General features: G+C 30.6%; 24 protein-coding genes and 1 pseudogene. 5 read left to right on the top strand and 20 right to left on the bottom strand.

Going from position 1 to position 21,214, the window contains the following annotated elements; translation table 11 throughout:
• Position 1 precedes the first annotated feature (1 nt).
• Positions 2–499: a phosphatidylglycerophosphatase A gene (locus L8V82_RS06275; RefSeq protein ID WP_263724379.1), complete on the top strand. Its 498-nt coding sequence runs from the start codon at positions 2–4 to the stop codon at positions 497–499.
• 68 nt (positions 500–567) lie between these two features.
• Here L8V82_RS06275 and L8V82_RS06270 read toward each other — a convergent pair whose 3' ends face one another.
• Entirely contained in the window at positions 568–1,041 is a 474-nt protein-coding gene (locus L8V82_RS06270; RefSeq protein WP_263680198.1) for a hypothetical protein, read from the bottom strand.
• Positions 1,038–1,319 carry a hypothetical protein gene (locus tag L8V82_RS06265; RefSeq protein ID WP_263666332.1) on the bottom strand — a complete coding sequence of 94 codons (282 nt, stop codon included), beginning with the start codon at positions 1,317–1,319 and terminating at the stop codon, positions 1,038–1,040. Before L8V82_RS06265 ends, L8V82_RS06270 begins: the two co-directional genes overlap by 4 nt.
• 92 nt (positions 1,320–1,411) lie before the next feature.
• Here L8V82_RS06265 and L8V82_RS06260 point away from each other — a divergent pair, with 92 nt between their 5' ends.
• A complete protein-coding gene (locus L8V82_RS06260; protein ID WP_039640720.1) occupies positions 1,412–1,663 on the top strand; it encodes a helix-turn-helix domain-containing protein in 252 nt (83 codons plus the stop codon).
• Positions 1,664–1,701: 38 nt separating this feature from the next.
• On the opposite strand, the gene mnmA is transcribed toward L8V82_RS06260, so the two are convergent.
• Genes mnmA through aroQ form a run of 11 tightly spaced genes read right to left on the bottom strand, consistent with a single transcriptional unit; the run spans position 1,702 to position 10,503 of the window.
• Complete coding sequence (gene mnmA, locus L8V82_RS06255) at positions 1,702–2,718, bottom strand: tRNA 2-thiouridine(34) synthase MnmA (RefSeq protein ID WP_263724378.1); 1,017 nt, start codon at positions 2,716–2,718, stop codon at positions 1,702–1,704.
• Positions 2,681–3,316 carry a TIGR00730 family Rossman fold protein gene (locus tag L8V82_RS06250; protein ID WP_263724377.1) on the bottom strand — a complete coding sequence of 212 codons (636 nt, stop codon included), beginning with the start codon at positions 3,314–3,316 and terminating at the stop codon, positions 2,681–2,683. The genes mnmA and L8V82_RS06250 overlap by 38 nt, the downstream gene beginning before the upstream one ends.
• Positions 3,313–4,152 carry a flagellar motor switch protein FliY gene (gene fliY, locus L8V82_RS06245; protein WP_263724376.1) on the bottom strand — a complete coding sequence of 280 codons (840 nt, stop codon included), beginning with the start codon at positions 4,150–4,152 and terminating at the stop codon, positions 3,313–3,315. Before fliY ends, L8V82_RS06250 begins: the two co-directional genes overlap by 4 nt.
• Positions 4,142–5,233 carry a flagellar motor switch protein FliM gene (gene fliM / locus L8V82_RS06240; RefSeq protein ID WP_039617431.1) on the bottom strand — a complete coding sequence of 364 codons (1,092 nt, stop codon included), beginning with the start codon at positions 5,231–5,233 and terminating at the stop codon, positions 4,142–4,144. The genes fliY and fliM overlap by 11 nt, the downstream gene beginning before the upstream one ends.
• Entirely contained in the window at positions 5,233–5,919 is a 687-nt protein-coding gene (locus L8V82_RS06235; protein WP_039627867.1) for an RNA polymerase sigma factor FliA, read from the bottom strand. The genes fliM and L8V82_RS06235 overlap by 1 nt, the downstream gene beginning before the upstream one ends.
• Positions 5,906–6,262 (bottom strand): hypothetical protein, encoded by a 357-nt coding sequence (locus tag L8V82_RS06230; protein ID WP_039617428.1) that lies wholly within the window; start codon positions 6,260–6,262, stop codon positions 5,906–5,908. Before L8V82_RS06230 ends, L8V82_RS06235 begins: the two co-directional genes overlap by 14 nt.
• A gap of 14 nt (positions 6,263–6,276) precedes the next feature.
• Positions 6,277–7,140, bottom strand: a complete 864-nt coding sequence (locus L8V82_RS06225) for a P-loop NTPase (protein WP_263724375.1) — start codon at positions 7,138–7,140, stop codon at positions 6,277–6,279.
• Positions 7,133–8,515, bottom strand: coding sequence for a flagellar biosynthesis protein FlhF (gene flhF, locus L8V82_RS06220; protein WP_039667960.1), 1,383 nt, complete (start codon positions 8,513–8,515; stop codon positions 7,133–7,135). The genes L8V82_RS06225 and flhF overlap by 8 nt, the downstream gene beginning before the upstream one ends.
• A gap of 8 nt (positions 8,516–8,523) precedes the next feature.
• Positions 8,524–8,997: a 2-amino-4-hydroxy-6-hydroxymethyldihydropteridine diphosphokinase gene (gene folK, locus L8V82_RS06215; protein ID WP_263724374.1), complete on the bottom strand. Its 474-nt coding sequence runs from the start codon at positions 8,995–8,997 to the stop codon at positions 8,524–8,526.
• A gap of 1 nt (position 8,998) precedes the next feature.
• Positions 8,999–10,024, bottom strand: coding sequence for a M24 family metallopeptidase (locus L8V82_RS06210; RefSeq protein ID WP_263724373.1), 1,026 nt, complete (start codon positions 10,022–10,024; stop codon positions 8,999–9,001).
• Entirely contained in the window at positions 10,021–10,503 is a 483-nt protein-coding gene (gene aroQ, locus L8V82_RS06205; RefSeq protein ID WP_263724372.1) for a type II 3-dehydroquinate dehydratase, read from the bottom strand. Before aroQ ends, L8V82_RS06210 begins: the two co-directional genes overlap by 4 nt.
• An 88-nt stretch (positions 10,504–10,591) precedes the next feature.
• Here aroQ and L8V82_RS06200 point away from each other — a divergent pair, with 88 nt between their 5' ends.
• Both L8V82_RS06200 and sppA read left to right on the top strand, forming a co-directional pair.
• Complete coding sequence (locus tag L8V82_RS06200) at positions 10,592–11,815, top strand: metal-dependent hydrolase (RefSeq protein WP_263724371.1); 1,224 nt, start codon at positions 10,592–10,594, stop codon at positions 11,813–11,815.
• Positions 11,803–12,696, top strand: a complete 894-nt coding sequence (gene sppA, locus L8V82_RS06195; protein ID WP_263724370.1) for a signal peptide peptidase SppA — start codon at positions 11,803–11,805, stop codon at positions 12,694–12,696. The genes L8V82_RS06200 and sppA overlap by 13 nt, the downstream gene beginning before the upstream one ends.
• Here sppA and ribD read toward each other — a convergent pair.
• A complete protein-coding gene (gene ribD / locus L8V82_RS06190) occupies positions 12,693–13,685 on the bottom strand; it encodes a bifunctional diaminohydroxyphosphoribosylaminopyrimidine deaminase/5-amino-6-(5-phosphoribosylamino)uracil reductase RibD (RefSeq protein ID WP_263724369.1) in 993 nt (330 codons plus the stop codon). The genes sppA and ribD overlap by 4 nt on opposite strands.
• A 103-nt stretch (positions 13,686–13,788) precedes the next feature.
• Here ribD and L8V82_RS06185 point away from each other — a divergent pair, with 103 nt between their 5' ends.
• Positions 13,789–14,454, top strand: coding sequence for a BspA family leucine-rich repeat surface protein (locus tag L8V82_RS06185; RefSeq protein WP_263724368.1), 666 nt, complete (start codon positions 13,789–13,791; stop codon positions 14,452–14,454).
• On the opposite strand, the gene L8V82_RS06180 is transcribed toward L8V82_RS06185, so the two are convergent.
• The 6 genes and pseudogenes from L8V82_RS06180 to L8V82_RS07800 form a co-directional block, all read right to left on the bottom strand.
• The gene (locus L8V82_RS06180; protein ID WP_412175315.1) at positions 14,451–15,830 is read right to left on the bottom strand and encodes an McrC family protein; all 1,380 of its coding nucleotides are present in this window, start codon (positions 15,828–15,830) and stop codon (positions 14,451–14,453) included. The two genes, L8V82_RS06185 and L8V82_RS06180, sit on opposite strands and share 4 nt — an antisense overlap.
• 8 nt (positions 15,831–15,838) lie before the next feature.
• Positions 15,839–17,167, bottom strand: a pseudogene (locus L8V82_RS06175) (McrB family protein); the annotation flags it as partial.
• Between the two features lie 386 nt (positions 17,168–17,553).
• The gene (rimP, locus tag L8V82_RS06170; RefSeq protein WP_039625257.1) at positions 17,554–17,976 is read right to left on the bottom strand and encodes a ribosome maturation factor RimP; all 423 of its coding nucleotides are present in this window, start codon (positions 17,974–17,976) and stop codon (positions 17,554–17,556) included.
• A complete protein-coding gene (rbfA, locus tag L8V82_RS06165) occupies positions 17,966–18,328 on the bottom strand; it encodes a 30S ribosome-binding factor RbfA (protein WP_263724366.1) in 363 nt (120 codons plus the stop codon). The genes rimP and rbfA overlap by 11 nt, the downstream gene beginning before the upstream one ends.
• Positions 18,325–20,958 carry a translation initiation factor IF-2 gene (gene infB / locus L8V82_RS06160; protein WP_263724365.1) on the bottom strand — a complete coding sequence of 878 codons (2,634 nt, stop codon included), beginning with the start codon at positions 20,956–20,958 and terminating at the stop codon, positions 18,325–18,327. The genes rbfA and infB overlap by 4 nt, the downstream gene beginning before the upstream one ends.
• Positions 20,939–21,181, bottom strand: coding sequence for a DUF448 domain-containing protein (locus L8V82_RS07800; RefSeq protein ID WP_069099694.1), 243 nt, complete (start codon positions 21,179–21,181; stop codon positions 20,939–20,941). The genes infB and L8V82_RS07800 overlap by 20 nt, the downstream gene beginning before the upstream one ends.
• Between the last annotated feature and the right edge of the window lie 33 nt (positions 21,182–21,214).

The raw sequence follows: 21,214 nt of genomic DNA, 5'->3' as shown, positions 1-21,214 counted from the left end.
CATGCAAAAACTATTTTTAACTTTTTTTTATTCAGGCAGTGTTAATAAAGCTCCAGGAACTTTTGGTACGATAGCAGCGCTAATCCCTGCGTTTTTTATTTTAAGGTATTTGGGTATAGGAACTTTAATCTTGCTTGCAATTTTGCTTTTCTTGGTTTCTATAAAAATCATCGATCAGTATGAAAAACAAACAGGCATACATGATGATAAACATATTGTAATAGATGAAGTTGTTGGGGTGTTTTTAGCTTTGGCAATTTGCGGACAGAGTGTTTTTACTTTTTTGCTTTCCTTTGTTTTATTTAGATTTTTTGATATCACAAAACCTTCTATCATAGGTAAAATTGACAAAAAAACAAAAGGTGGTTTGGGTGTAATGCTAGATGATGTTTTAGCAGGAATTTTCGCAGGATTATTTAGTGCAGTAATTTATGGAATTTTACTTAAATTTGATCTTTTATGGTTTGATATAAGCATTATGGAGATATTTTTAAACTAATAAAATACAATTGAAATATATCTTTTATTAAAAGATATATTTCTTATAAAAATTTTAGAATTTAGATATTAAACATTATCTTTAACCTGTAATTTCAATAGTAATCTGTATATCAAATATGCCACAAATAAATAAGCTAATATCTTTGGCAACAGATATACAAAGTATTCTAATGCTCCCACAAAAGAAAATCTATCCCAATCGGTTCCAAATCCATATTCGAGATAATAAGAAGGTCTATAATCATCTCTTCCTATAATCGCTTCTAAGTTGTAACCATCAGGATCATCACCAAAATAAAATATATTAGCCACACTTTGTATAAGATTTATAACACCACAAATAAAAGCACTATCAAATCCCATAGAATAGGTTCCTATATTTTCATCGGTAGTCATTCTATCTATTATATTATTCATAAGATTATCATAGCCTTGTATGGATTGTTGATACTTTTCTTGATACCTCTGTTCTTTAGCATCATAATTATTAGAACTAAAAACAACACTTATTAAAATGCATAATATTATAATTTTTTTCATTGACCAACTCCTAACATTAAATTTTCTTGATAACTAAATTGAGCAATAGAATTTTTTATTTCCATTAAGTTTTCTTGTGTTTCTTCTGTAAGAAATTTATAAATATCATCTTTAAAATTTTCCAAACAATTAAATCTAAAATTATTAAATTTCTTATCTTCTATATTTATTAGCGTAATACAAATTTCATTATTTTCAAGATATTTTATCTTCACTTCTTTTGTATTGATCGTGTCAAAAATTCTCTTTCTACCATTACTGATAATTTTCTTTATCATATTATTACCTCTTTAATTTATCCTATAGGATATATTTAAAAAAATTATATCTTTGTAAAGTTTAATTTCATATTAATCCTATAGGATAAAAAATGGAAGAGGACTTTAGCAATTCTAGCGAAGAAGAAATTTTAAATTTTTATAAAAAAGTATCATCAAATATAAGAAATTTTAGAGAGAAAAAAGGAATTTCTCAGCTTGAGTTAGCCTTAGATATAGGTATAAAATCCGTTGCATTTTATTCAAATTGTGAGTGTAATCGATATGGTAAACATTTTAATTTAGAGCACTTATATAAAATTTCTAAAAGTTTAGAAATTCCACTAAAAGATTTATTAGAATAAACACTACAACGCCAAAGGGGTGCAACCCTTTAGCTTTTTTATTTAATAAATCCGCTTGCAAGAACCAAATCTTTATCGTAAAATACTGCCATTTGCCCGCTGGCAAGCCCATAAACAGGCTCTTGTAAGATGATTTTTGCACTTTTATCTTCATTAATCAAAACTTTACATGGGGTCGATCTTGATCTATAGCGTATTTTTACTTCACAATCTAATTCTTTAGCATCGATAAATAAATTAATATTATCAAGATTAAATTCACTTATCTTAAGTTCTTCTTTTTTACCTACTATGATTTCATTTTTTTTAGGATCAATTTTTAACACAAAATGTGGCTCATGAGCCCCGCGTACCTCAAAACCTCTTCTTTTACCTATGGTATAGTGCATATAACCTTCGTGTTTTCCTACTTCTTTACCACTACTATCTCTTACAATACCTGGAATTTTAGTATCCATAAATTGATCTAAAACTTGCACATAAGTATCTTCCACAAAACAAATTTCAGAACTTTCCTTTTGTGTTGCAAAAGATTTTAAAACATCAATTGTAGAAGCAAATTTTTTCACATCTTCTTTTCTCATCTCTCCAAGAGGGAAAATCAAATATTCCAAAGCCTCTTTCTCTGCATTTGCTAAAAAATAGCTTTGATCCTTACTCTCATCAACTGCAATTTTAATCAAACCATTTTCTATCCTTGCATAATGACCTGTAGCTAATTTCTCACAACCCAAACTCTTAGCAAATTCTAAAAGCTTGCCAAGCTTAATAAAGCGATTACACAAAGCACAAGGATTTGGCGTCTTTCCTTCTTTGTAGGTATTAACAAAAGGCATATAAACTTGATTTTTAAAATCTTCTTGTAAGTCTAAAATATGATATTTGATGTCTAAAAATTTAGCAACTTTTTCAACTTTTTGTATATTTTCTTCATGATAATTAGCTTTTCCATGAAGCTTCATATAACAACCTATAATCTCATGTCCTGCTTGCTTTAACTTATAAGCAGTTACAGTGCTATCTACACCCCCACTCATTGCAACAAGAATTTTCATCTTTTTCCTTTATCATTCTTATAATTTCATCTAAATCATCACTTATACTATACTTTAACTCATCATTTTTAGATATAGTTCCAAGTTCTAGTAAAGAAGTTTTGATAAATTCATCAAGAGGTTGCCAAAATTTTTGCCCAACTAAAATAATAGGAACATCTTTTTTAAAACTAAGTTGCTTAAGAGTAAGAATTTCAAAAAATTCATCTAATGTTCCAAAGCCGCCTGGGAAAATCACAAAAGCTAGACTCTTTTGGATAAGAGCCATTTTGCGAATGGCTAAGCTCTTAAAAGTGATATTATACTCTAAAAAGTCATTTGCTTTTTGCTCAAATGGTAAATGTATATTAAATCCAAAAGATTTCAAGTGCGAAGCTTGACTTTGCATAGCCCCATAATTAGCAGCTTGCATAATGCCACCGCCACCACCACTGATGATGCTATAACCCTCATCAGCTAACTTTTGAGCTAATTTTGAAGCCAAAATACAATACTCATTATCTTCTTTTAAGCGTGCAGAACCAAAAAAAGTTATGCCTTTTTGAATTTTTTCTAATTCTTTAAGATAGGCAATATCTTCAATGATATATTCTTTCATCTTAGCTGTTCTAATCTTTCTTTTTTAGAGCCTATCTCAGTAATTTGCACTCCAAAGTTTCCATCTACAATAACTACTTCCCCATAAGCAATTTTTTTATCACCTATTAAAATTTCTAAAGGATCGTTTGCTAATTGATCAAGCTCGATAACCGAACCTATATCCATGGTTAAAACATCTTTTAAAAGCATTTTTTTACTACCTATACGCACTCTTATAGGTAAGCGTACATCCATGATCAAACCGATATTTCTTAGCTCTTCTACATTAGCCAAGGCTTTATGATCTTGTGTATGTTCTTCATTTGTTGCTACAATTTCTTCTAAATCAGTTTTGGTTAAAATCTTATAAATTTTTTCATCAAAAACCAAAGAAATTTTTTCTTCTAAATCAGCTATTTTTACATTGTATAAATATAGTTTATGAAAACCACCAAGTTCTAAGCTATCTGCAACAAATTCACAATTTTCTAGACTAAACTCCATTTTTGGAATTTCTTTTTGCGCGCCTAAGGTTGTAGAAAATGCTGAGATGATATTTTGTATAGCTTCTTTAGCAGCGTCCATTTCATCTTCATTAAGCTCACTGTTTTTGGAGATTTCTTCTTCTCCCATCATCCACTCACCAATTGCACTCATTAAAACTGCACTGGCTAAGATTTTGATTTTCATTTCATTATTAATGCTAAAAGTAGCGCTAACTAATGGTGGAGTCATAGAATCTTGAGAATTTACATCATACTCATAATATTCGCTAAATTCAGCACTTTTTCCTGTTAAACCTTCTATTGTACTTACACATTCATTGACGAATATGCCTAAAAAATCATTGATCATCGTCTTCCTCTTCTAGTTCTTCATTATCATCATACGAATTTGCTTTTGCTCTTCTTTCATCTTCATATTTTTCAAGCATTTCTTTAATCTCATCTTTATCAGTTTTGATAAGTTCTAAGATTTTAATTGACTTTCTAAATCTATGAAGCCCCACTTGAGCTAAAAATACTTCTTTTTTATCAATAGCCACTATAGCTTTATCGTCTGCACTTCTATCAAGCTTTAAAATATCTCCTTGTTTTAAATCTAAAAATTCATTCACATTGATAAAAGTTTTACCAAGCATAGCTTCATAAATTACCTCAGCACGACCAATCAAGGTTTTAAGTTCTTTATTTCTTGACTTTTTAGCTGAAGTTTCACCCATCATAATATCACGATTTGCCAAACGGCTCAAAATACTTTCCAAATGCACAACAGGATAACAAATATTTACCATACCGCTTGAATTTCCGATGATAATCTCCATTACCACCATGATAACAATCTCATTTTGAGAAACAATTTGCACAACATTTGGACTTGATTCTTTTGCTTCAACACTTGGATAAATTTCTGTAACATTCATCCAGCTTTCTTTAAGTCTTTGCATAATAATACGCAAAATAGAATCGAGCAAATTAAGCTCGATTTCTGTAAGCTCTCTTAAGGTGTCAAAACTTTCCCCTTGACCACCTAAAAGCCTATCTATCATAGGGAAAGCAATACTTGGATTAATCTCTAAAACACAGTTTCCATCTAAAGGCTTAATCGAAAAAACGTTAAAACTTGTTGGCGAAGGTAAAGACATCAAAAACTCACCATAAGTCATTTGATCAACTGAATGTAGTTTAATCTCAACTATACTTCTCATCATAGATGAAATTTGAGAAGCAAGATTTCTTGCTAATTTATCATGAATCCCTTTAATAGAACGAAGCTGTTCTTTAGAAACCCTATTTGGTCGCTTAAAATCATATACTACTATATCTCTTTTATCTTCTATTTCTTCTAGTTTTGATGTAGCTGTACTCTCATCGCTATCATCATCAACAACTTCTAAAAGAGCATCAATTTCTTCTTGGGAAAGTATCTCAGCCATTAAACTAGCCTTTCTCGAATCTTCTTAAGCAAACGCTTATGAATTTGTGAAATTCTTGACTCACTAATCTCTAAAATCTCTGCGATTTCTTTTAAATTTAATTCTTCATAATAATAAAGCTGTATTACAAGCTTTTCCCTTTCTTTAAATTCTTCCAAAACTGCGTTGATTTTTTCTATTAATTCTTCTTTTTCTATTTGTTCTATGATATTGCTATCATTAAAGCAATTTAGCTGTTCATCCAAAGGCATAACAAGCGATATGGCATGAGCTGCTCTTGCTTCTTTTACCTTTTCTACTTCTAAATTAAGTCTTTGTGCTAAATACTCATCATCAGGTTCTTTTTCATTTTCTTGATAAAACTCATCTATAATAGCATCAATATCTTTGATAATTTTTCTATTGCTTCTGCTCATCACATCAAGGCTTCTTAGATAATCAAGCATAGCCCCATTGACTCTTTTTCTTGCAAAACCCCAAAAATTATCATTTTGTTCTTTATCATAACGGCGTGAGAGTTTGATCATCTCTTCTACGCCAATACTAATTAAATCATTTACATCAATACTTGCAGGCAAACGCTCTTTAAGTCTAAAAGCCATAGCTCTTAATGCTGGCATATAAGAGATGACTAAGTCATCTTGTTCTTTTTTTAGCGTAGAAGCATAGGCATTATGCGGCTGCATGTTTTACTTTTCTTTTTGAAGAGCTTTCAAGCTTTTTAAGATCTTCACGCTCTTCTTGAAGTTTTTCAAGTAAGTAATCCATTTTCTTTTCTCTTGCGGCTAATTCTGCTATAAAACTATTATTTTCATTTTCGTATTTTTCTTTATTAAAGCTTCTACCGCTAATTTTATTAACATCTACAAAAATCATAATTACTATATGGATTAACACATAAAATACAAAAGTAATCAAACAAGTATATACAACTATCTCTACTGCATCTTCTATATTAACTATGGTAAACATTAATCCTATAAAAAAACCACAAACAGTAAAAAAAGCAACAAAATTCTCTGGTCTCATCTTTTTCCCTCAATCTAAAAACGATCCAAAAGCTTTTTGAAAAAACTCATAATGCTTTTATCTCCCACATTATTAAGCACTTTTTGTTCCAACCTATATAAAAGCTTAGAAGCTATGGTTTTTAGCTCATCACTTGCATTAGTATCATCATCACTAAATAAAGTTCTTTTTTTAATGCTAGAACTAATATCTTTACTTTGACCTAAAAATCCTAAAAATTCTAATTTTAAATTATGCTTAATGTTAATATCTGCTACTTTTTTAATATTATCAAAAATTCTCAAAGCCTCATTTTCATTTCTAACCACATTAAACACCATTAATAAATTCTCTTTAGTCTTTGAAGTGGTTTTTATAGTAGCATAAGCATCGGTAATCGCAGCAGGATCAGGCACAGTTATGACAATAACCTCATCAGACATTTCTAAGAAATTTCCTATATTGCCACCTATACCTGCTCCTGTATCAATAATTAAAAAGTCTAAATCATCTAAAATACTTGTTTGATTCAAAAATCTCTCATAAATATTTTTATCATTGTATTTTAAAATTTCATCGCCACTTTCACCTGGGATAAGCCATAAATTTGGCTTTACTTCTATTAAAATATCTTCTAGTGAGCATTCACCTTTTAAAACATGTAAAAGGTTTTTTTCTACACGCACATTTAAAATCACATCTAAATTTGCAAGCCCAATATCTGCATCAAAAAGCCCTACTTTATAACCATTTTTAGCTAGGATGTTGCCCAAATTTGCACTAAAAGTACTTTTTCCAACCCCACCTTTACCGCTAGTAACTGCGATAAAATGAGTATGTTTTACATTTGAGTTTTCATTTTTTACTAGATCTTTTAATTTTTCTGCTTGATTACTCATTTTCATCCCTTCTAAAACCTTCTAACACACAACGCACTAAAAAGTCACTATTAGCCACTTCTATATCATCAGGTACTTCTTGACCTATGGAAAAAAAGCTCATCGGAGTGCTAGTTTCATAAAGTAAAGAAAACACATTTCCAAATACTTTTGTTTCATCAAATTTTGTAATGATTAAAGTGTCTATATTTAAAAATGAAAAATTATTGTAAGTTTCTAATAAATCTTCATATTTTGTATTTGCTGAAAGCACTAAATTCACATCAATTTGTGCATTAGAATGCGATAAAAATTCTTTTGTTTTTTCAAGTTTTGCCTTATCATACTGTGAATTTCCGGTTGTATCTACTAAAATAACCTCACAAGTATTTAAACTTCTAATCGCATCATCTAAGTCATTTGGCTCTATACTATCAATAATAGGAAGCTTCATCATCTTAGCATATTGGAAAAGTTGTTCTACTGCACCTATTCTATAAGTATCAAGCGTGATAATACCGGTTTTATAGCGTCTATCTCCATAAGCATAACGAAAAGCAAGTTTAGCTAAAGTAGTAGTTTTACCCACTCCTGTTGGGCCTACTAACATCATGATTTTTTGCTTTTTAATTTCACTTTCTAAACGACATGGAAGCATATTACGCAAAAGTGAGTAAAAATACCTTTGCACTGCTTCTTGATTTGCTTTCATAGTGCTTGGCATATTTTCGATAGTTGCTTTCATAATCGCTTCTAAATGCGCTTCTTGCATACCACTTGCCTTAGCTTGCTTATAAATACTTGCAAACTCAGGTGGTATAGCTAGTTCTTTACGTAAATCTGCCTTATCATCCCACATCATATCCACAAGTAAATTCATTTTATCATTAAGCTTATTCATTTGTTTTTCAAAGGCTTCAATTTTTTTATCATAATTTGGATTTGGCATAGAAAAATCTTGATAGTTTGAAACCTTGCTAATTTCTGAACTAACTTGAGAAAGTTTGTTTTTTAAATTTAAAAAATTATCATCTTTTTTGCTTGTATTTAAATAAGGATTAATAGGTTTTTGCTTGGCTTTTGAAGAAAAATCAAGCACTACATCTTCTTCTTTTTTTTCATCTTCAAGTTTTGGAGCTTGAATTTTAGCCTCAGGAAAACTTGCTGTATTTGGTTTTTTCTTTGGTGGCATAGGTAAATTATTTTGTTTTAAATGCTCTTCATAATCAGCTTCTTCAATCGCTACTATAACCTCATACAAAGGCTTTTGATTGATAGTTTTTGGACGAATTTGCTTATTAGTTACTATCAAAGCCTTATCGCCATAATCTTGCTTAACCTTAGGTATAATCTCATCTGTGCTTTCAACTGTAAAAGTATGAATCAATTGTCCCATATTTTTCCTTATCTTAACAAGCCCAAAGGCAAAGTTACGCTAATTCTGTCATTTACCCCCGCATGAGGCACTGTGCAATACTCATCTTTACGCGCTTTTTTTGAAAAATATAACAAATCCAAATCAAGCGTTCTAGGAGCATTTTTAAAAGTTCTTTTTCTTTTGAATTTAAACTCATAAAAAAACAAAACTTTTAAAAGTGCTCTTGCATGCAAACTTGTACTTACAACCATCACTGCATTAGTAAAGTCTTTTTGCTCTTCAAAGCCAAAAGCTTTATTAATCAAAAATGGCGATGTTTGCAATACTTGCAAGCGTTTATCTTGCATTAAAAGCCTAAATAAACCCCGAAAGCGTTTTTTTTCATCTTCTATATTGCTTCCAAGTCCTATAATGGCTATGTATTTTCCTTTTTTATCTGCCTTTGAATAAAAAGGAAAAAAACGAATTTTTTCTAACCTTCTAGCTCCTTTAACCAGCAAATTATAACACCACTGCCTTTTCTTTATCAAGATAGACCATGTCTTCTATCCTAATGCCAAGTTTATCTTTGATATAAATTCCAGGTTCAATGGTAAATACCATACCCTCTTTTAACTCATAATCACTTCTTGGGCTAATGTTTGGTAACTCATGTATGTCAAGTCCCACTCCATGTCCTAAACTATGAATAAATTCTTTTTCAAAACCTGCGTTTTTAATCACTTCTCTTGCGATAAAATCAAGCTCCCTTGCCATCATACCAACGCGTGCTTTTTCAATAGCTTGAAGCTGAGCTTGCTTGACCACTTCATAAATTTGCATAATTTCTTTATCTTTAAAATTTGGCTTATTTTTATCAAATACTATACCACTCTCATCAAAACAAGCCGTTCTTGTACGATCAGAACAATACCTTTGATAAACTACACCCGCATCAACTAATAACAAATCTCCATATTCTAAACATTTATCACTAGGTAAAGCGTGTGCTTTAGCCGCATTTTCATTAATAGCTACAATAGGTGAAAAAGAAAGTCTTAAAGCACCTTTTTTTTGAAAAATTTCACATGCTTTAAAATGCAATTCTTTTTCACTTTTTCCATGGCCTTCTTGGCTGATAAATTTAGCAAATTCTTCAAAGCATTCTTTGCCAAAATTTACAGCCTTTTGCAAAAGTTGTAATTCCTTAGCATTTTTTATAATGCGTTTGTTTTTACTCAAGTCTAATTTTTCTTCAAAAACGATATTTGCACTTTTACTAAGTTCTTTAAATTCAAAATAGCTAAAGTCTTTTGGGTCAAAACACACCTTATCAATTTCTGCTTTTTCTAAAAGCTCTCTAGCACTAGCAAAAAGATCTTGTGCTAAAACTACCTTAGCATTTTTTATCATTTCGCTAGCTTCAAAGCTATATCTTGCATCAGTGATGAAAAAAGCTTCATCTTCAAGTTTTAAAAACAAAGCATTATCGCAAGAATAGCCACACTCATAAAAAAGTGCATTTTCGTTTTTTAAGATAAAATTCATTGATTTGCTTGTTGTGCTTTTGCTTGAGCTGCTTTATATGCATTGATTTGATCAAAAATTTGGAAAAGTCCCATTAAAGCCATATGATAACCAAAAGGACCAAAACCTACCACACTACCTGCGCAAACTGGTGCTATCATGCTTTTTTGTCTGAATTCTTCTCTTCTATAAGTATTACTAATATGCACTTCAATCACAGGCATATTAATCGCTGCAATCGCATCGCGGATTGCTACAGAAGTGTGTGCATAAGCAGCTGCATTAATAATCACTCCATCTACACTGCCTAAGCATTCTTGAATTTTATCAACTAACTCACCTTCAAAATTACTTTGAAAAAACTCAATCTCTACATTAGCTTGTTTTGCAGCTTGTTTCATTTGCTCATGGATATCTTCCATTTTCATATTGCCATAAATATGAGTTTCTCTCACACCAAGCATATTGATGTTTGGTCCTTGTATCACCATAACTTTCATAATCTAACCTTTATTTAGTAAAATTTACTATATTATAGCATTTTAAAGCTAAATTTTAGCTACAATTTCCCTTTTTAAAGGAGGTAAAATGTTTATAATAGCACCTAAAATCATCTTAACTTGCGATGATGATTTTAATATTTTAGAAAACAAAGCAGTTCTTTTTGATGATAATATTTTAGAAATTGATAGCTTAGAAAATTTACAAAAATCCTACCCGCAAGCTAAGCTTATACCAACTCCAAAAGATACCTTACTTTTACCTGCTTTTATCAACCCGCACACACATTTAGAATTTAGTGCAAATAATGGAAATTTAGTCTTTGGGGACTTTTTAAAATGGCTTGATAGCGTTTTTAATAACCGCGAGCAATTAAACGAAAAAGCCAAAGAAAAATTAATCTCACAAAATATCCATAAAATGCTAAAAAGTGGCACTGCTACCATAGGAGAAATTTCAAGCTTTGGGAGTGATTTAAACCCTTGTGTCAATTCACAAGCTAGAGTGGTATTTTTTAATGAAATTTTAGGTTCAAGTGAAAATTTTATCCAAGCTAAAAAAGAAGAATTTTTAACTCGTTATGAAAAAAGTATGAGTTTTAAAACTTCTAAATTTATCCCTGCTATTTCAGTGCATGCACCCTACTCAACCCACCCAGAACTTACCAAATTTGCCATAAAACTTGCTAGAGAAAACGATCATTTGCTAAGCACTCATTTTCTTGAAAGTAATCATGAAAACAACTGGCTAAGGTTTAAAAAAGGTGGTTTTAAAAAGAGCTTGGCTAAATTTAGTAAAAATCCTATGCCATTTTACACTCCACAAAGCTTTTTAGAGCTTTTTAAAGGCCAAAGGACTTTATTTACACATTGTGTGTATTTTAAAGAATGGGATTTGCTAGATAAAAATTTACACTCAATAACACATTGTGCTTTTTCAAACAGACTTTTGAGTAAAAACACTTTTAAATTAAAATCTGCTTTAAAAAATGGTGTTAATATCCACCTAGGAACCGATGGTTTAAGCTCAAACACTTCTCTAAGTATGCTTGATGAAATGAGAGCAAATTTACTTATACATGATGATTTTGAGTTAGAAAATTTTGCTAAAATATTGCTTTTAATGGCAACAAACAAAGCCGCAAAAGCTTTAAATTTAAACCTAGGCCAAATTCAAAAAGGCAAAATCGCTGATTTTAGTCTTTTTGCTTTACCAAATAGTACAAATTTAAAACAACTTCCTTTGCAATTTATCTTACAAAGCAAAGAAGTGTTAAAACTTTTTATAGAAGGGAAAGAATGCAAATTATAAAATCATTTTTTAAAGGAATTGGAAAAATCATTTCTTATATCAACACTTATTTTAAAACCTTTGTGTTTTTATTTATCGTGTTTTTAATCCTTGCTCCAAGCGGGGATAATACCAAACTTTCCAATGCAAACTTAGCTCAAATTAATCTTAAAGGTGAAATTAGCGATGCGAGTAATCTTTTAGAACAAATTTACAAAGCCAAAGATGATAAAGCTATCAAAGGGGTTTTGCTTTTTATAGATAGCCCTGGTGGAGCTTTTGCGCCAAGCATGGAAATAGCCTTAGCTATACAAGATCTTAAAGCTAAAAAACCTGTGGTAGTCTATGCAGGTGGAACTATAGCAAGTGGGAGTTACTTAAGTGCGGTGGGAGCTGATATGATCATCGCTAATCCCGCTAGCTTTGTAGGATCTATTGGGGTAATCATGCAAGGCTTTGAAGTAAGTGAGCTTGCACAAAAACTTGGCATAAATGAGCAAACTATCAAAGCAGGAAGCTATAAAGAAGCAGGAACTTTCATGCGTAAATGGAATGCAGAAGAAAAAGACTTTTTACAAAATTTAGCCAATCAAAGTTATGAGCTTTTCACACAATTTGTAGCTAAAAATCGCAAGCTAGACTTAAACCAAACAAGCTCATGGGCTGATGCGAAAGTATTTTTAGCAAATGAGGCTTTAAAATTAAAACTCATTGATAAAATAGGCAATTACGAGCAAGCCAAAAAAGAAGTAGAAAAACTAGCCAAAGTGCAAAACCCTATCTGGCAAAAAGAAGATGCTATAGATAAGTTTTTAAAACGATTAGAAGAGCAAAGTGCTAGCTTTTTTGCTAACACTTTAGCACAATTTTTCACACAAGTAAGCTCACAAAAAATCTACTAAGATTTAATAATCTCATAAAATCCATAAGTATCATTTTCTAAAAAGCCTTTGTATAAAGGCTTTAGCTTTAAATCTAACTTAACATTTTCAAAGGTATTTAAATTCGAGCTTGAAAAAATCAAAAGCATATCTAACTCATCTTTAAAAGCTTTTAAAAAATTCTCCCCGCCCTCATACATGATGAGCTTTGCTTCACTAGGAATGTTTGTAAAAATTTCTCTTTCAGCTACGCTAAATAAAGGAATGTTTGGATCAAAACTTTCTAAATTTTGACGGCTTAGTATGCATAAATTTGGTGCTTTAGCCTGAACTAACCTTGCATCTAAAATAGGCCTATCATGTCTTATAGTTTCTCCGCCCACTACAAGCAAATCAAGCTTTGAGCGTAATGCATGAGCATAGGTTCTACTTGCTTTAGAACTTACGATTTTACCATAAGCAGAGCCGTTTAAAGAAAGGGCTAGTTTAAAAAATTTAAAGCTTGATTTTTGCCATTTTAAAAAAGGCTTTAAAAGCTCTTTGGCTCTTTGCTCGCAAATTCCCATGTGAACTTTTATGCCTTGATCTTTTAAAAACTCTGCTCCACCACTTGCGAGCTTGTGCTCATCTTTAGTAGCGATAAAAACTTCACTAAAACCAAGTGCGCTAAAAAGTTTCGCACAAGGTGGGGTTTTGCCCTGATGATTGCAAGGTTCTAAGCTCACATAAGCACTAGCGCCTTTTAATAACCCCTGATGATTTTGACAAATAAACTCATGCAAATCGTTTGCATTTTGTGGTAAATCTAAATTTGGATTAAGCACTTTTAAGGCTTTACTCACTGCTTCAAGCTCTGCATGAGCTTTACCTGCTTCTTTGTGCGCTTCTATGCTTAAAATTTTGCCATTTTTATCTAAAATCGCACAACCTACGGCTGGATTTGGGTAGGTTAAAAGCTGATATTTCCAAGCTTCATCTATGGCTAAATTCATATAAAATTCGTGATTCATATTGCCTTCTATAATTTTATTTTTAAAAATATAGCAAAATATATTAATCACTTATCAATAAATAATCAATATAATAAAATTAATATAATTAATTAGGAATAATATGATTTGGACTATCGTAGGAATAATGATATTTATACTTTTACTCTTAGCTTTTTGGGAATTATGGCTAGGTTTAGCTTTATTTATATTAATCCCAACACTCATAATTGGAGCAATCGTAGGAATAGGGCTTTTAATATACTATAATATCGATGTTGTTATGCTTGTCTTCTCTTTCATAATTGGTGCTATATTAATAATCGGAGCAATTCTTGTAGGTATAGTATTTTTATATTATATTTACACGAAAATTTTATCTTTAAAAAATTATCACCCAAAAACAAAAGATGAATTAAAAGAATTGATCGAAGATGAAATTAATTTAAAAGATATAGACACCCGCTTTATCACAGATATGAGCGAATTATTTAAAAATTCTACAAGAAGTGATTTTAAAGGATTAAAATATTGGGATGTTTCAAATGTAAAAAACATGACTTCAATGTTTGAAGGTTGTGAAAATTTTAATCAGGATTTATCGAGTTGGAATATTTCTAAAGTAAAAAATATGGATTTTATGTTTGAAAATTGTGTTAATTTTAACCAAGACTTATCTAATTGGGATACAAGTAAAGTTGATTATATGCATAAAATGTTTAGAAACTGCCATAAACTTGACAAAAGCATTGCACAAAAATGGAAACTAGATCAAGATTACTTGTTTTAAAAAGGTAAAGGTGCAAAAAAAACCTTAAGCTTTACATGTTCATCGTAAGCTTTTAAAAAACCTTGTGCTAAAAACTTAATATCTTTAGTTTTTAATTTCTCTCTTAAGTTAAAAGTTCTCTCACATAGAGGATAAATAAGATAAATTTCCTTTATCTCATATTTATTTGCATAAGCAAACATTTGGTATAAATCGCTTTGCAATATGCCATGCTTTTTCTCATCTTCGTTATCATCTGGAATTTTCCATTTGGTATCTAAGATCATTTTATTTTCTATATATAAATCAGGCTTTAACATAAAACATTTTTCATCATTTTTTGAAATTAGATACTTTCCATGACTTTGGGCTTTTATATTTTTGCTAGGATTCGCAAGTTTAAACATATAAGCTACATAGTTTTCAAAAAGTTTTTCCATAGGAAAAAGCAAAGCAAAGGCTTCGTTTTTGCCTTTATATGGAGCAAAGCTTTGATTTTGCAAAAATATCTTACACCAAGAAAGTATATTTTCATAATAATCAAAATGTCTTGAAATTTTAAAACTAAAATCTTTTTCGTAATTTGTAGAAAACTCTACCTCATCAAGCATTTGCATAGCTTTGATGATTTTAAATTTATTCAAGCTTGTTTTGGATTTTAAAAAATTTAGCGTTGATTTTATCAAGCGATTTGGAGCTATATCTAAAACAAACTCATCGCTACTTGTGAAAAATCTTTCTTTGTGTATTAAATTTGATTTTATATGCTCATTAAAAAGTAATTTTCCTTTTAAAAAAGTTCTGTTTTCTTCGCTACTTACATAAGATCTCATCAAACCTTTTTTATACACACTATCAAATTCATCTAAAAACATCGCGATAAATACTTCAAACAAAGGCATTTTAGCAATTTGTAAAGATGAAATTTGAGATTTTTTAAAGGGGGAATTTTTTAAGGTTTTTAGCATGTTGATTAAAAGATTTTTGGGGTTGAAATTTATTTCTTTTATACTATACCACTTCTTTACTTTAATATTTTTCACAATTTTATATTCTTGGAAATAACTAAAATTAGTATATAATTTATTACCATTGCTTATTGTATAGGCGTAATTTAACTTACTCTTTGAAACTTTCAAAGATTTATCTTTTTTTTCTTTATAGCTATCCAAATTTGTGCATTTTGGTAAGATCTCTAAAACACCGCTTTTAGTCTGTATAACACCGACATAATTTTTAGCTTTTAAGGCGTTTTTATTTTTAAAACCTAGAAGACTTTCATTATTTTTTGCAAAGTCTTCTAATTCTTTATAAAATCTTTCAGCTTTTTCTTTGAAAATTTCTTTTAAATCTTCTTTAGAAAAGAATTGGTGTTCGATGATGGAAAAAGTGTTAATTGTTTTCATTATTCATATATTTTTTTAAAAGTAGTTTCATCCCATTTTTGACTATCGCTAAATTTATAAATAACCTTATCACTTTCTATAAAATCTGTCATATTTTTCAAATAATCACTATTTATATCTTGTTTTTCTAACATACCATTTTTGTTTAAAACCGCGTCAATCAATGCATAATCATTATAAAAATACTCTTGCAATAATGGGATGATTTTATTTTGAAAAACTTTTTTTAAGTCATCTAAATTATCAATACCTATAAAAAATGCGTGTCCTATAGTCTTTTCTCTATCTAGCAAGTATTCTATACGAGTATTGATAGCTTTTAATAATTCTTGCAAATCTATATCTTCAATTTTAGATAGTTCACTAGGTTTAGGCATCATCTCGACAAATTCAAAACGTCTTCGCAAAGCTGTATCAAGTGAAGTTATACTTCTATCAGCTGTATTCATAGTGCCTATGATATAAACATTTTTAGGCACTCCAAATTTTTCACCGCTATAAGGTAAAGTAACTTTTAATCCCTCGCTTTCATCTATTCTTTTGCTAGGTTCTATTAAAGTGATAAGCTCACCAAAAATCTTACTTACATTACCACGATTAATCTCATCTATGATTATTATATAAGGTTTTAAGTTATCTTTTTTTATTTTAAATTTTTCATTTTGCAAACTTTCAAATTCTTTTAATTTTTTATAAAACATAAAATAATAAGTCGCATTACCATGGTAATCACTTTGGCTGTCATATTTTGGCTTAATATCTTTAAAAGATAAAATTCTTCCATTTATAAAATCTAAATAATCTCTTTTTATAACATCAATAGTCAATCTTTGAGGACTTTTAATTGAGCCACCCAACAAAAAAGAACGATATTCATCTTTGGAATTTAAAAGGATTTTTTTAACATTAACTTTATTTTCTAAAGGAAATTCATTTCCTTTGTCTAGAAAATTTTGATTAATATAATTAGCAAATTCAAAAATTAATTTATCTAAGTCAGTTTCATTCTCATTTTGTATTGATGAAATATAGTTTTTCAAAGATTTATCACACAATTCTTTAAAAACACCATTTTTTATCTCATATTTTAATTCTTGAGAATTTTCATCGTTATTTATTATAGGTTTTATACCTTCTACAAATTCTTCATATCCATAGCTTTGATGAAAAGTGGTAAAAACTATTTGCCCATTTTTTACATACTCATCAAATTTTTCTTTTTTCTCATCTCTACTTGCTAAATTTTCACCTAAAATTTCTAAAGCCTTATCTATAGTATGATAAGTTTTTCCTGTCCCTGGAGGCCCATAAAGAATTTGATTTAAAGGTGGATTTTGATTTTCTTTATTTTTATAACTATTGTGATTATATTGAATTATATTATTTTGATTTAACACATCAGCTAAAGAAATAGCCTTTGCTATTTCAGCTACATAGCTTTTAGATATATTTGCATATTTAACAATTTCGTTGAGACTATTTTTTCTAATTTGTTCTGCAAATTTAATGCCAAAATAATGAATATAAGTAACTTTATTTCCTTTGGGTGCATTTTCATACATATCCTTTAATTTTAAGCCTAGTTCTTCCGTGGTCATTATCACTCCTTAATTAAAAACTAAACATCATGTCTATTTATAGACAATTGAAAAAATGTAGTTTATACAATAAATTATAATATATTAATTTGGTAAAAATTTAGAATTCTAAATTTTTACCATTGTATGAAGGTTTTAGCTTTTCTTATGTCGCTAAAATTTATAGTAGTTTTTTCTTGAGTTTCTAAATTTTCTAAAGTGATATTTTCATCATCTACGGCGATGATTTTTGCTTCGATTTTTTCTTTTTCACTAGTTGTGATTTTTACAAGTTCGTTAATACTTTTTGCAAAATGCTCGATTTTGCTAAGTTTTCTTTCAAGTCCACAGCTTGATACTTCTAAAAAATACTCCCCACTCACAGGTGGCTCTACATCAAAAATAGGCGATAAAATTTCGCTAAGTCTAGCACAATCATCAAGATTTACCCCACCTTCTTTTTGCACATAAATTCTATAAATCTTTCTACCATTTTCACTTGTTAGCTCATCATCATAAAAGCTAAGTCCTGCTTCTTTACAAAGTGCTTCAAGATTCATTTTGTTCCTTTTTGATTTTCTCAAATAAAGCATCCATGTGGTTTTGATACTCTAATCTATCATCAAATTTAAAGTGAAAATTCGGACATCTATACCACCCTTGCTCACTCATACAATAATTTTGCAAAGCACGGGCGGCTTTTTTAAGCTGATTGAGTATGATTTCTTGCTCTTGGGTATTAAAAAACATTTTATCTAAATACACAAAAGCATCATATCTGCCTTTTTTACACTCCACATCCACCACACACAAGTTTTTTAAAGCTTCGTTGTCTAAATTTGCTAAAGCTTCTGGTATAAGCTCTTTTAAAATGCTTTCTGCGCGTAGCTTTTTGATTTCAGCTGGATTCATAGGCTTACTTGTTCCTCAACTTCTTTGTAACTTTCTATATAATCCCCCACTCTCATATCATTACAACCTTCTATGCCTACACCGCATTCATAGCCTTTTGCAACTTCTCTTACATCATCTTTAAAGCGTTTGAGCGAGCTTACATTACCTTCAAATACCACAACCCCATCTCTAATGAGCCTGATTTTCGCACCACGATTGATCGTGCCTTCTGTTACCATACAACCTGCGATTTGTCCTAGTTTTGGTACATTGATCACTTGGCGAATTTCAGCTTGACCAAGTTGTTCTTCAGAGATGATAGGACTCATCATACCACCTAGCAAGGCTTTTACATCATCAAGCAAGTTATAAATAACATTATAAGTTTTTATCTCTACACCTTTATCTTTAGCGCGCTCTTTGATCTCACCAGTTGGGCGTATATTAAAGCCTAAAACGATAGAGTTTTCACTAGCACTTGCAAGCTCTATATCGCTTTGAGTAATACCACCTACCCCACTATGGATGATATTAACCTTAATCTCATCGTTTTTAAGTTTTTCTAAACTAGCCTTAATCGCTTCAAGTGAACCTTGCACATCTGCTTTTAAAATCACAGGAAGGGCTTTTAAATTGCCTTCTTTGATTTTTGCACCAAGCTCATCTATACTTACTTTAGTGGATTTGCTTAGTTCTTTTTGACGATTGTATTCATGGCGTTTATTAGCGTATTCTCTTGCTTGTTTATCACTATCTACAGCTATTAGAGTTTCTCCTGCATCAGCTACTTCACTAAGACCTATGATCACCCCACACTCACCTGGACCTATTTCTTTTAAAGCTTTGCCTTGATCATCGCTCATAGCACGCACCTTACCATAAGCTTCCCCTGCTACAACAGTATTTCCCACTCTTAAAGTACCATTTTGTACGATGATAGTAGCCACAGGGCCTCTACCTTTTTGCACTGAAGATTCTATAATACTTGCTTTAGCATGGGCTTTTGGATTTGCTTTAAGCTCTAAAATATCAGCTTGCAATAATACAATTTCAAGTAAATCCTCTATACCATCACCCTTTTTAGCTGAAACTGGCACAAATTCATGGCTTCCGCCCCATTCTACTGGCATGATATCCATTTCTGCTAGCTGAGTTTTTACCATGTCAGGATTTGCGTTTTCTTTATCCATTTTATTAATAGCAATGATGATAGGCACATTAGCTGCTTTTGCATGATTAATCGCTTCTTTAGTTTGTGGTTTTACCCCATCATCTGCAGCTACTACGATAATAACAATATCCGTTATACTAGCTCCCCTTGCACGCATAGCAGTAAATGCCTCATGGCCTGGAGTATCGATAAAAGTGATTTTTCTACCATTTTTTTCCACCATGTAAGCACCAACATGCTGAGTGATCCCGCCTGCCTCGCCACTTGCAATACGTGATTTTCTTATATAATCAAGCAAAGAAGTCTTACCATGATCCACATGCCCCATGATAGTGATAACTGGAGCTCTTTGACTTAAATTTTCTTCTGTTTGATTTTCATCATAATCTTTTACATAATCAAACTCATCAGCCTCATCAATGATATTAATCTCCACTCCAAATTCAGCTGCAAGAATTTCTATAGCATCCTCATCTAAAAAGTCATTTTTAGTCGTCATCATGCCAAGCATGAAAAGTTTAGAGATAACTTCTCCGGTGTTTTTACCAAGTTTTTCAGCAAATTCATACACACGAATTTCTTTAGGTATACTTACACTTGTGATCGCTTCGCTTTCTTTTTTTTCTACCTTTTTAGGTGGTTTTTTACGACTTCTTCTTTGTATACCACCCTCGCCAAATGGATTGATAGAATTATTTAAAGATTGCTTTAAGATATTTGGTTGTTTTTTGTTTGCTGGTTGTGCTGGTTTGTTTTCTTTTACGCTAAAATCAGGTAAAACCACCATATCATCATCTTCTAAAGAAATATCAGCAAAGTCTTTATCTCCTAAAAGATCCATTTTAGTAGTACTTTCTTTTTTGCTTGCTACAGGATGATTTTTCTTTTCTTTTTTCTTTCTTTTTAAATTCTCATCTGAATTTGAAAAAATCATACTAAGACTTAAACCTTGAGTAGTTTGTGTACTAGCTTTTTCTTCTTTGTTTATTTGAGTTTCTTTGCTTTCTTCTTTTTTCTTTTTAACGATGACCAAACCTCTTCTTTTGGCTAAATTTAAATTAGAACCTAGCTTTTCATCGAGTTTAATTTCTTCTTTTTTCTCTTCTAATACTTCATTTTTTATAGGATTTTCAGGTTGTTTTTCTTCTTTTTTGATTTCTTCTTTTTTTTCACTTACTGCTTTAGTAGGGCTTTTACTTTCTTTTTTGGTAGTAGTTTTTTTCTCTTCTTTTTTACTTTCTTCTTTTTTAGTAGTTTTTTTTGCCGTACTTTCTTTTTTAGGTTTGGCTACTTTTTTTACCACATCTAGTATTTCACCAGATTGAACGTATTGATAAATCGCTTCTGCGATTTCAGAAGATACTTTTTTGTTAGGGGATTTGATATCTTCTAAGCCCATTTCATTAGCTTTTTCTATAATTTCTTTACTTGTATATCCTAACTCTTGAGCGATCTCGCTAATCTTTACATCTGCCATTAAAAAATATCTCCTTTAAATCCTGCTGATTTATATTACCATGAAAATTGCCTTTGCAAGCTCTCATAAAAGCCCTTTGCAACGTTTTTTCATCTTTATCAAAACATGAATTACAAATATATAAACTCCTGCCAAATTCCACTTTAGTGATAATTTGAGAATTTTTTATTTGGAATTGATGCAAACTTTGCTTTTCATAACGGCCTTTGCAAACAATGCACATTCTAATGGGTATATGATTTTTCAAAATTATATC

The sequence above is a fragment of the Campylobacter sp. IFREMER_LSEM_CL2151 genome (genome assembly GCF_025771725.1).
Lineage (GTDB): Bacteria > Campylobacterota > Campylobacteria > Campylobacterales > Campylobacteraceae > Campylobacter_D > Campylobacter_D lari_C.
This window is presented reverse-complemented; position numbering and strand designations above follow the sequence as displayed.

Bases quoted from the DNA above. Each gene is read 5' to 3' on its own strand.
- L8V82_RS06275 (WP_263724379.1), top strand. From the start codon at position 2: ATGCAAAAACTATTTTTAACTTTTTTTTATTCAGGCAGTGTTAATAAA.
- L8V82_RS06270 (WP_263680198.1), bottom strand. From the start codon at position 1,041: ATGAAAAAAATTATAATATTATGCATTTTAATAAGTGTTGTTTTTAGT.
- L8V82_RS06265 (WP_263666332.1), bottom strand. From the start codon at position 1,319: ATGATAAAGAAAATTATCAGTAATGGTAGAAAGAGAATTTTTGACACG.
- L8V82_RS06260 (WP_039640720.1), top strand. From the start codon at position 1,412: ATGGAAGAGGACTTTAGCAATTCTAGCGAAGAAGAAATTTTAAATTTT.
- mnmA (WP_263724378.1), bottom strand. From the start codon at position 2,718: ATGAAAATTCTTGTTGCAATGAGTGGGGGTGTAGATAGCACTGTAACT.
- L8V82_RS06250 (WP_263724377.1), bottom strand. From the start codon at position 3,316: ATGAAAGAATATATCATTGAAGATATTGCCTATCTTAAAGAATTAGAA.
- fliY (WP_263724376.1), bottom strand. From the start codon at position 4,152: ATGATCAATGATTTTTTAGGCATATTCGTCAATGAATGTGTAAGTACA.
- fliM (WP_039617431.1), bottom strand. From the start codon at position 5,233: ATGGCTGAGATACTTTCCCAAGAAGAAATTGATGCTCTTTTAGAAGTT.
- L8V82_RS06235 (WP_039627867.1), bottom strand. From the start codon at position 5,919: ATGCAGCCGCATAATGCCTATGCTTCTACGCTAAAAAAAGAACAAGAT.
- L8V82_RS06230 (WP_039617428.1), bottom strand. From the start codon at position 6,262: ATGAGACCAGAGAATTTTGTTGCTTTTTTTACTGTTTGTGGTTTTTTT.
- L8V82_RS06225 (WP_263724375.1), bottom strand. From the start codon at position 7,140: ATGAGTAATCAAGCAGAAAAATTAAAAGATCTAGTAAAAAATGAAAAC.
- flhF (WP_039667960.1), bottom strand. From the start codon at position 8,515: ATGGGACAATTGATTCATACTTTTACAGTTGAAAGCACAGATGAGATT.
- L8V82_RS06210 (WP_263724373.1), bottom strand. From the start codon at position 10,024: ATGAATTTTATCTTAAAAAACGAAAATGCACTTTTTTATGAGTGTGGC.
- aroQ (WP_263724372.1), bottom strand. From the start codon at position 10,503: ATGAAAGTTATGGTGATACAAGGACCAAACATCAATATGCTTGGTGTG.
- L8V82_RS06200 (WP_263724371.1), top strand. From the start codon at position 10,592: ATGTTTATAATAGCACCTAAAATCATCTTAACTTGCGATGATGATTTT.
- sppA (WP_263724370.1), top strand. From the start codon at position 11,803: ATGCAAATTATAAAATCATTTTTTAAAGGAATTGGAAAAATCATTTCT.
- ribD (WP_263724369.1), bottom strand. From the start codon at position 13,685: ATGAATCACGAATTTTATATGAATTTAGCCATAGATGAAGCTTGGAAA.
- L8V82_RS06185 (WP_263724368.1), top strand. From the start codon at position 13,789: ATGATTTGGACTATCGTAGGAATAATGATATTTATACTTTTACTCTTA.
- rimP (WP_039625257.1), bottom strand. From the start codon at position 17,976: ATGAATCTTGAAGCACTTTGTAAAGAAGCAGGACTTAGCTTTTATGAT.
- rbfA (WP_263724366.1), bottom strand. From the start codon at position 18,328: ATGAATCCAGCTGAAATCAAAAAGCTACGCGCAGAAAGCATTTTAAAA.
- infB (WP_263724365.1), bottom strand. From the start codon at position 20,958: ATGGCAGATGTAAAGATTAGCGAGATCGCTCAAGAGTTAGGATATACA.
- L8V82_RS07800 (WP_069099694.1), bottom strand. From the start codon at position 21,181: ATGTGCATTGTTTGCAAAGGCCGTTATGAAAAGCAAAGTTTGCATCAA.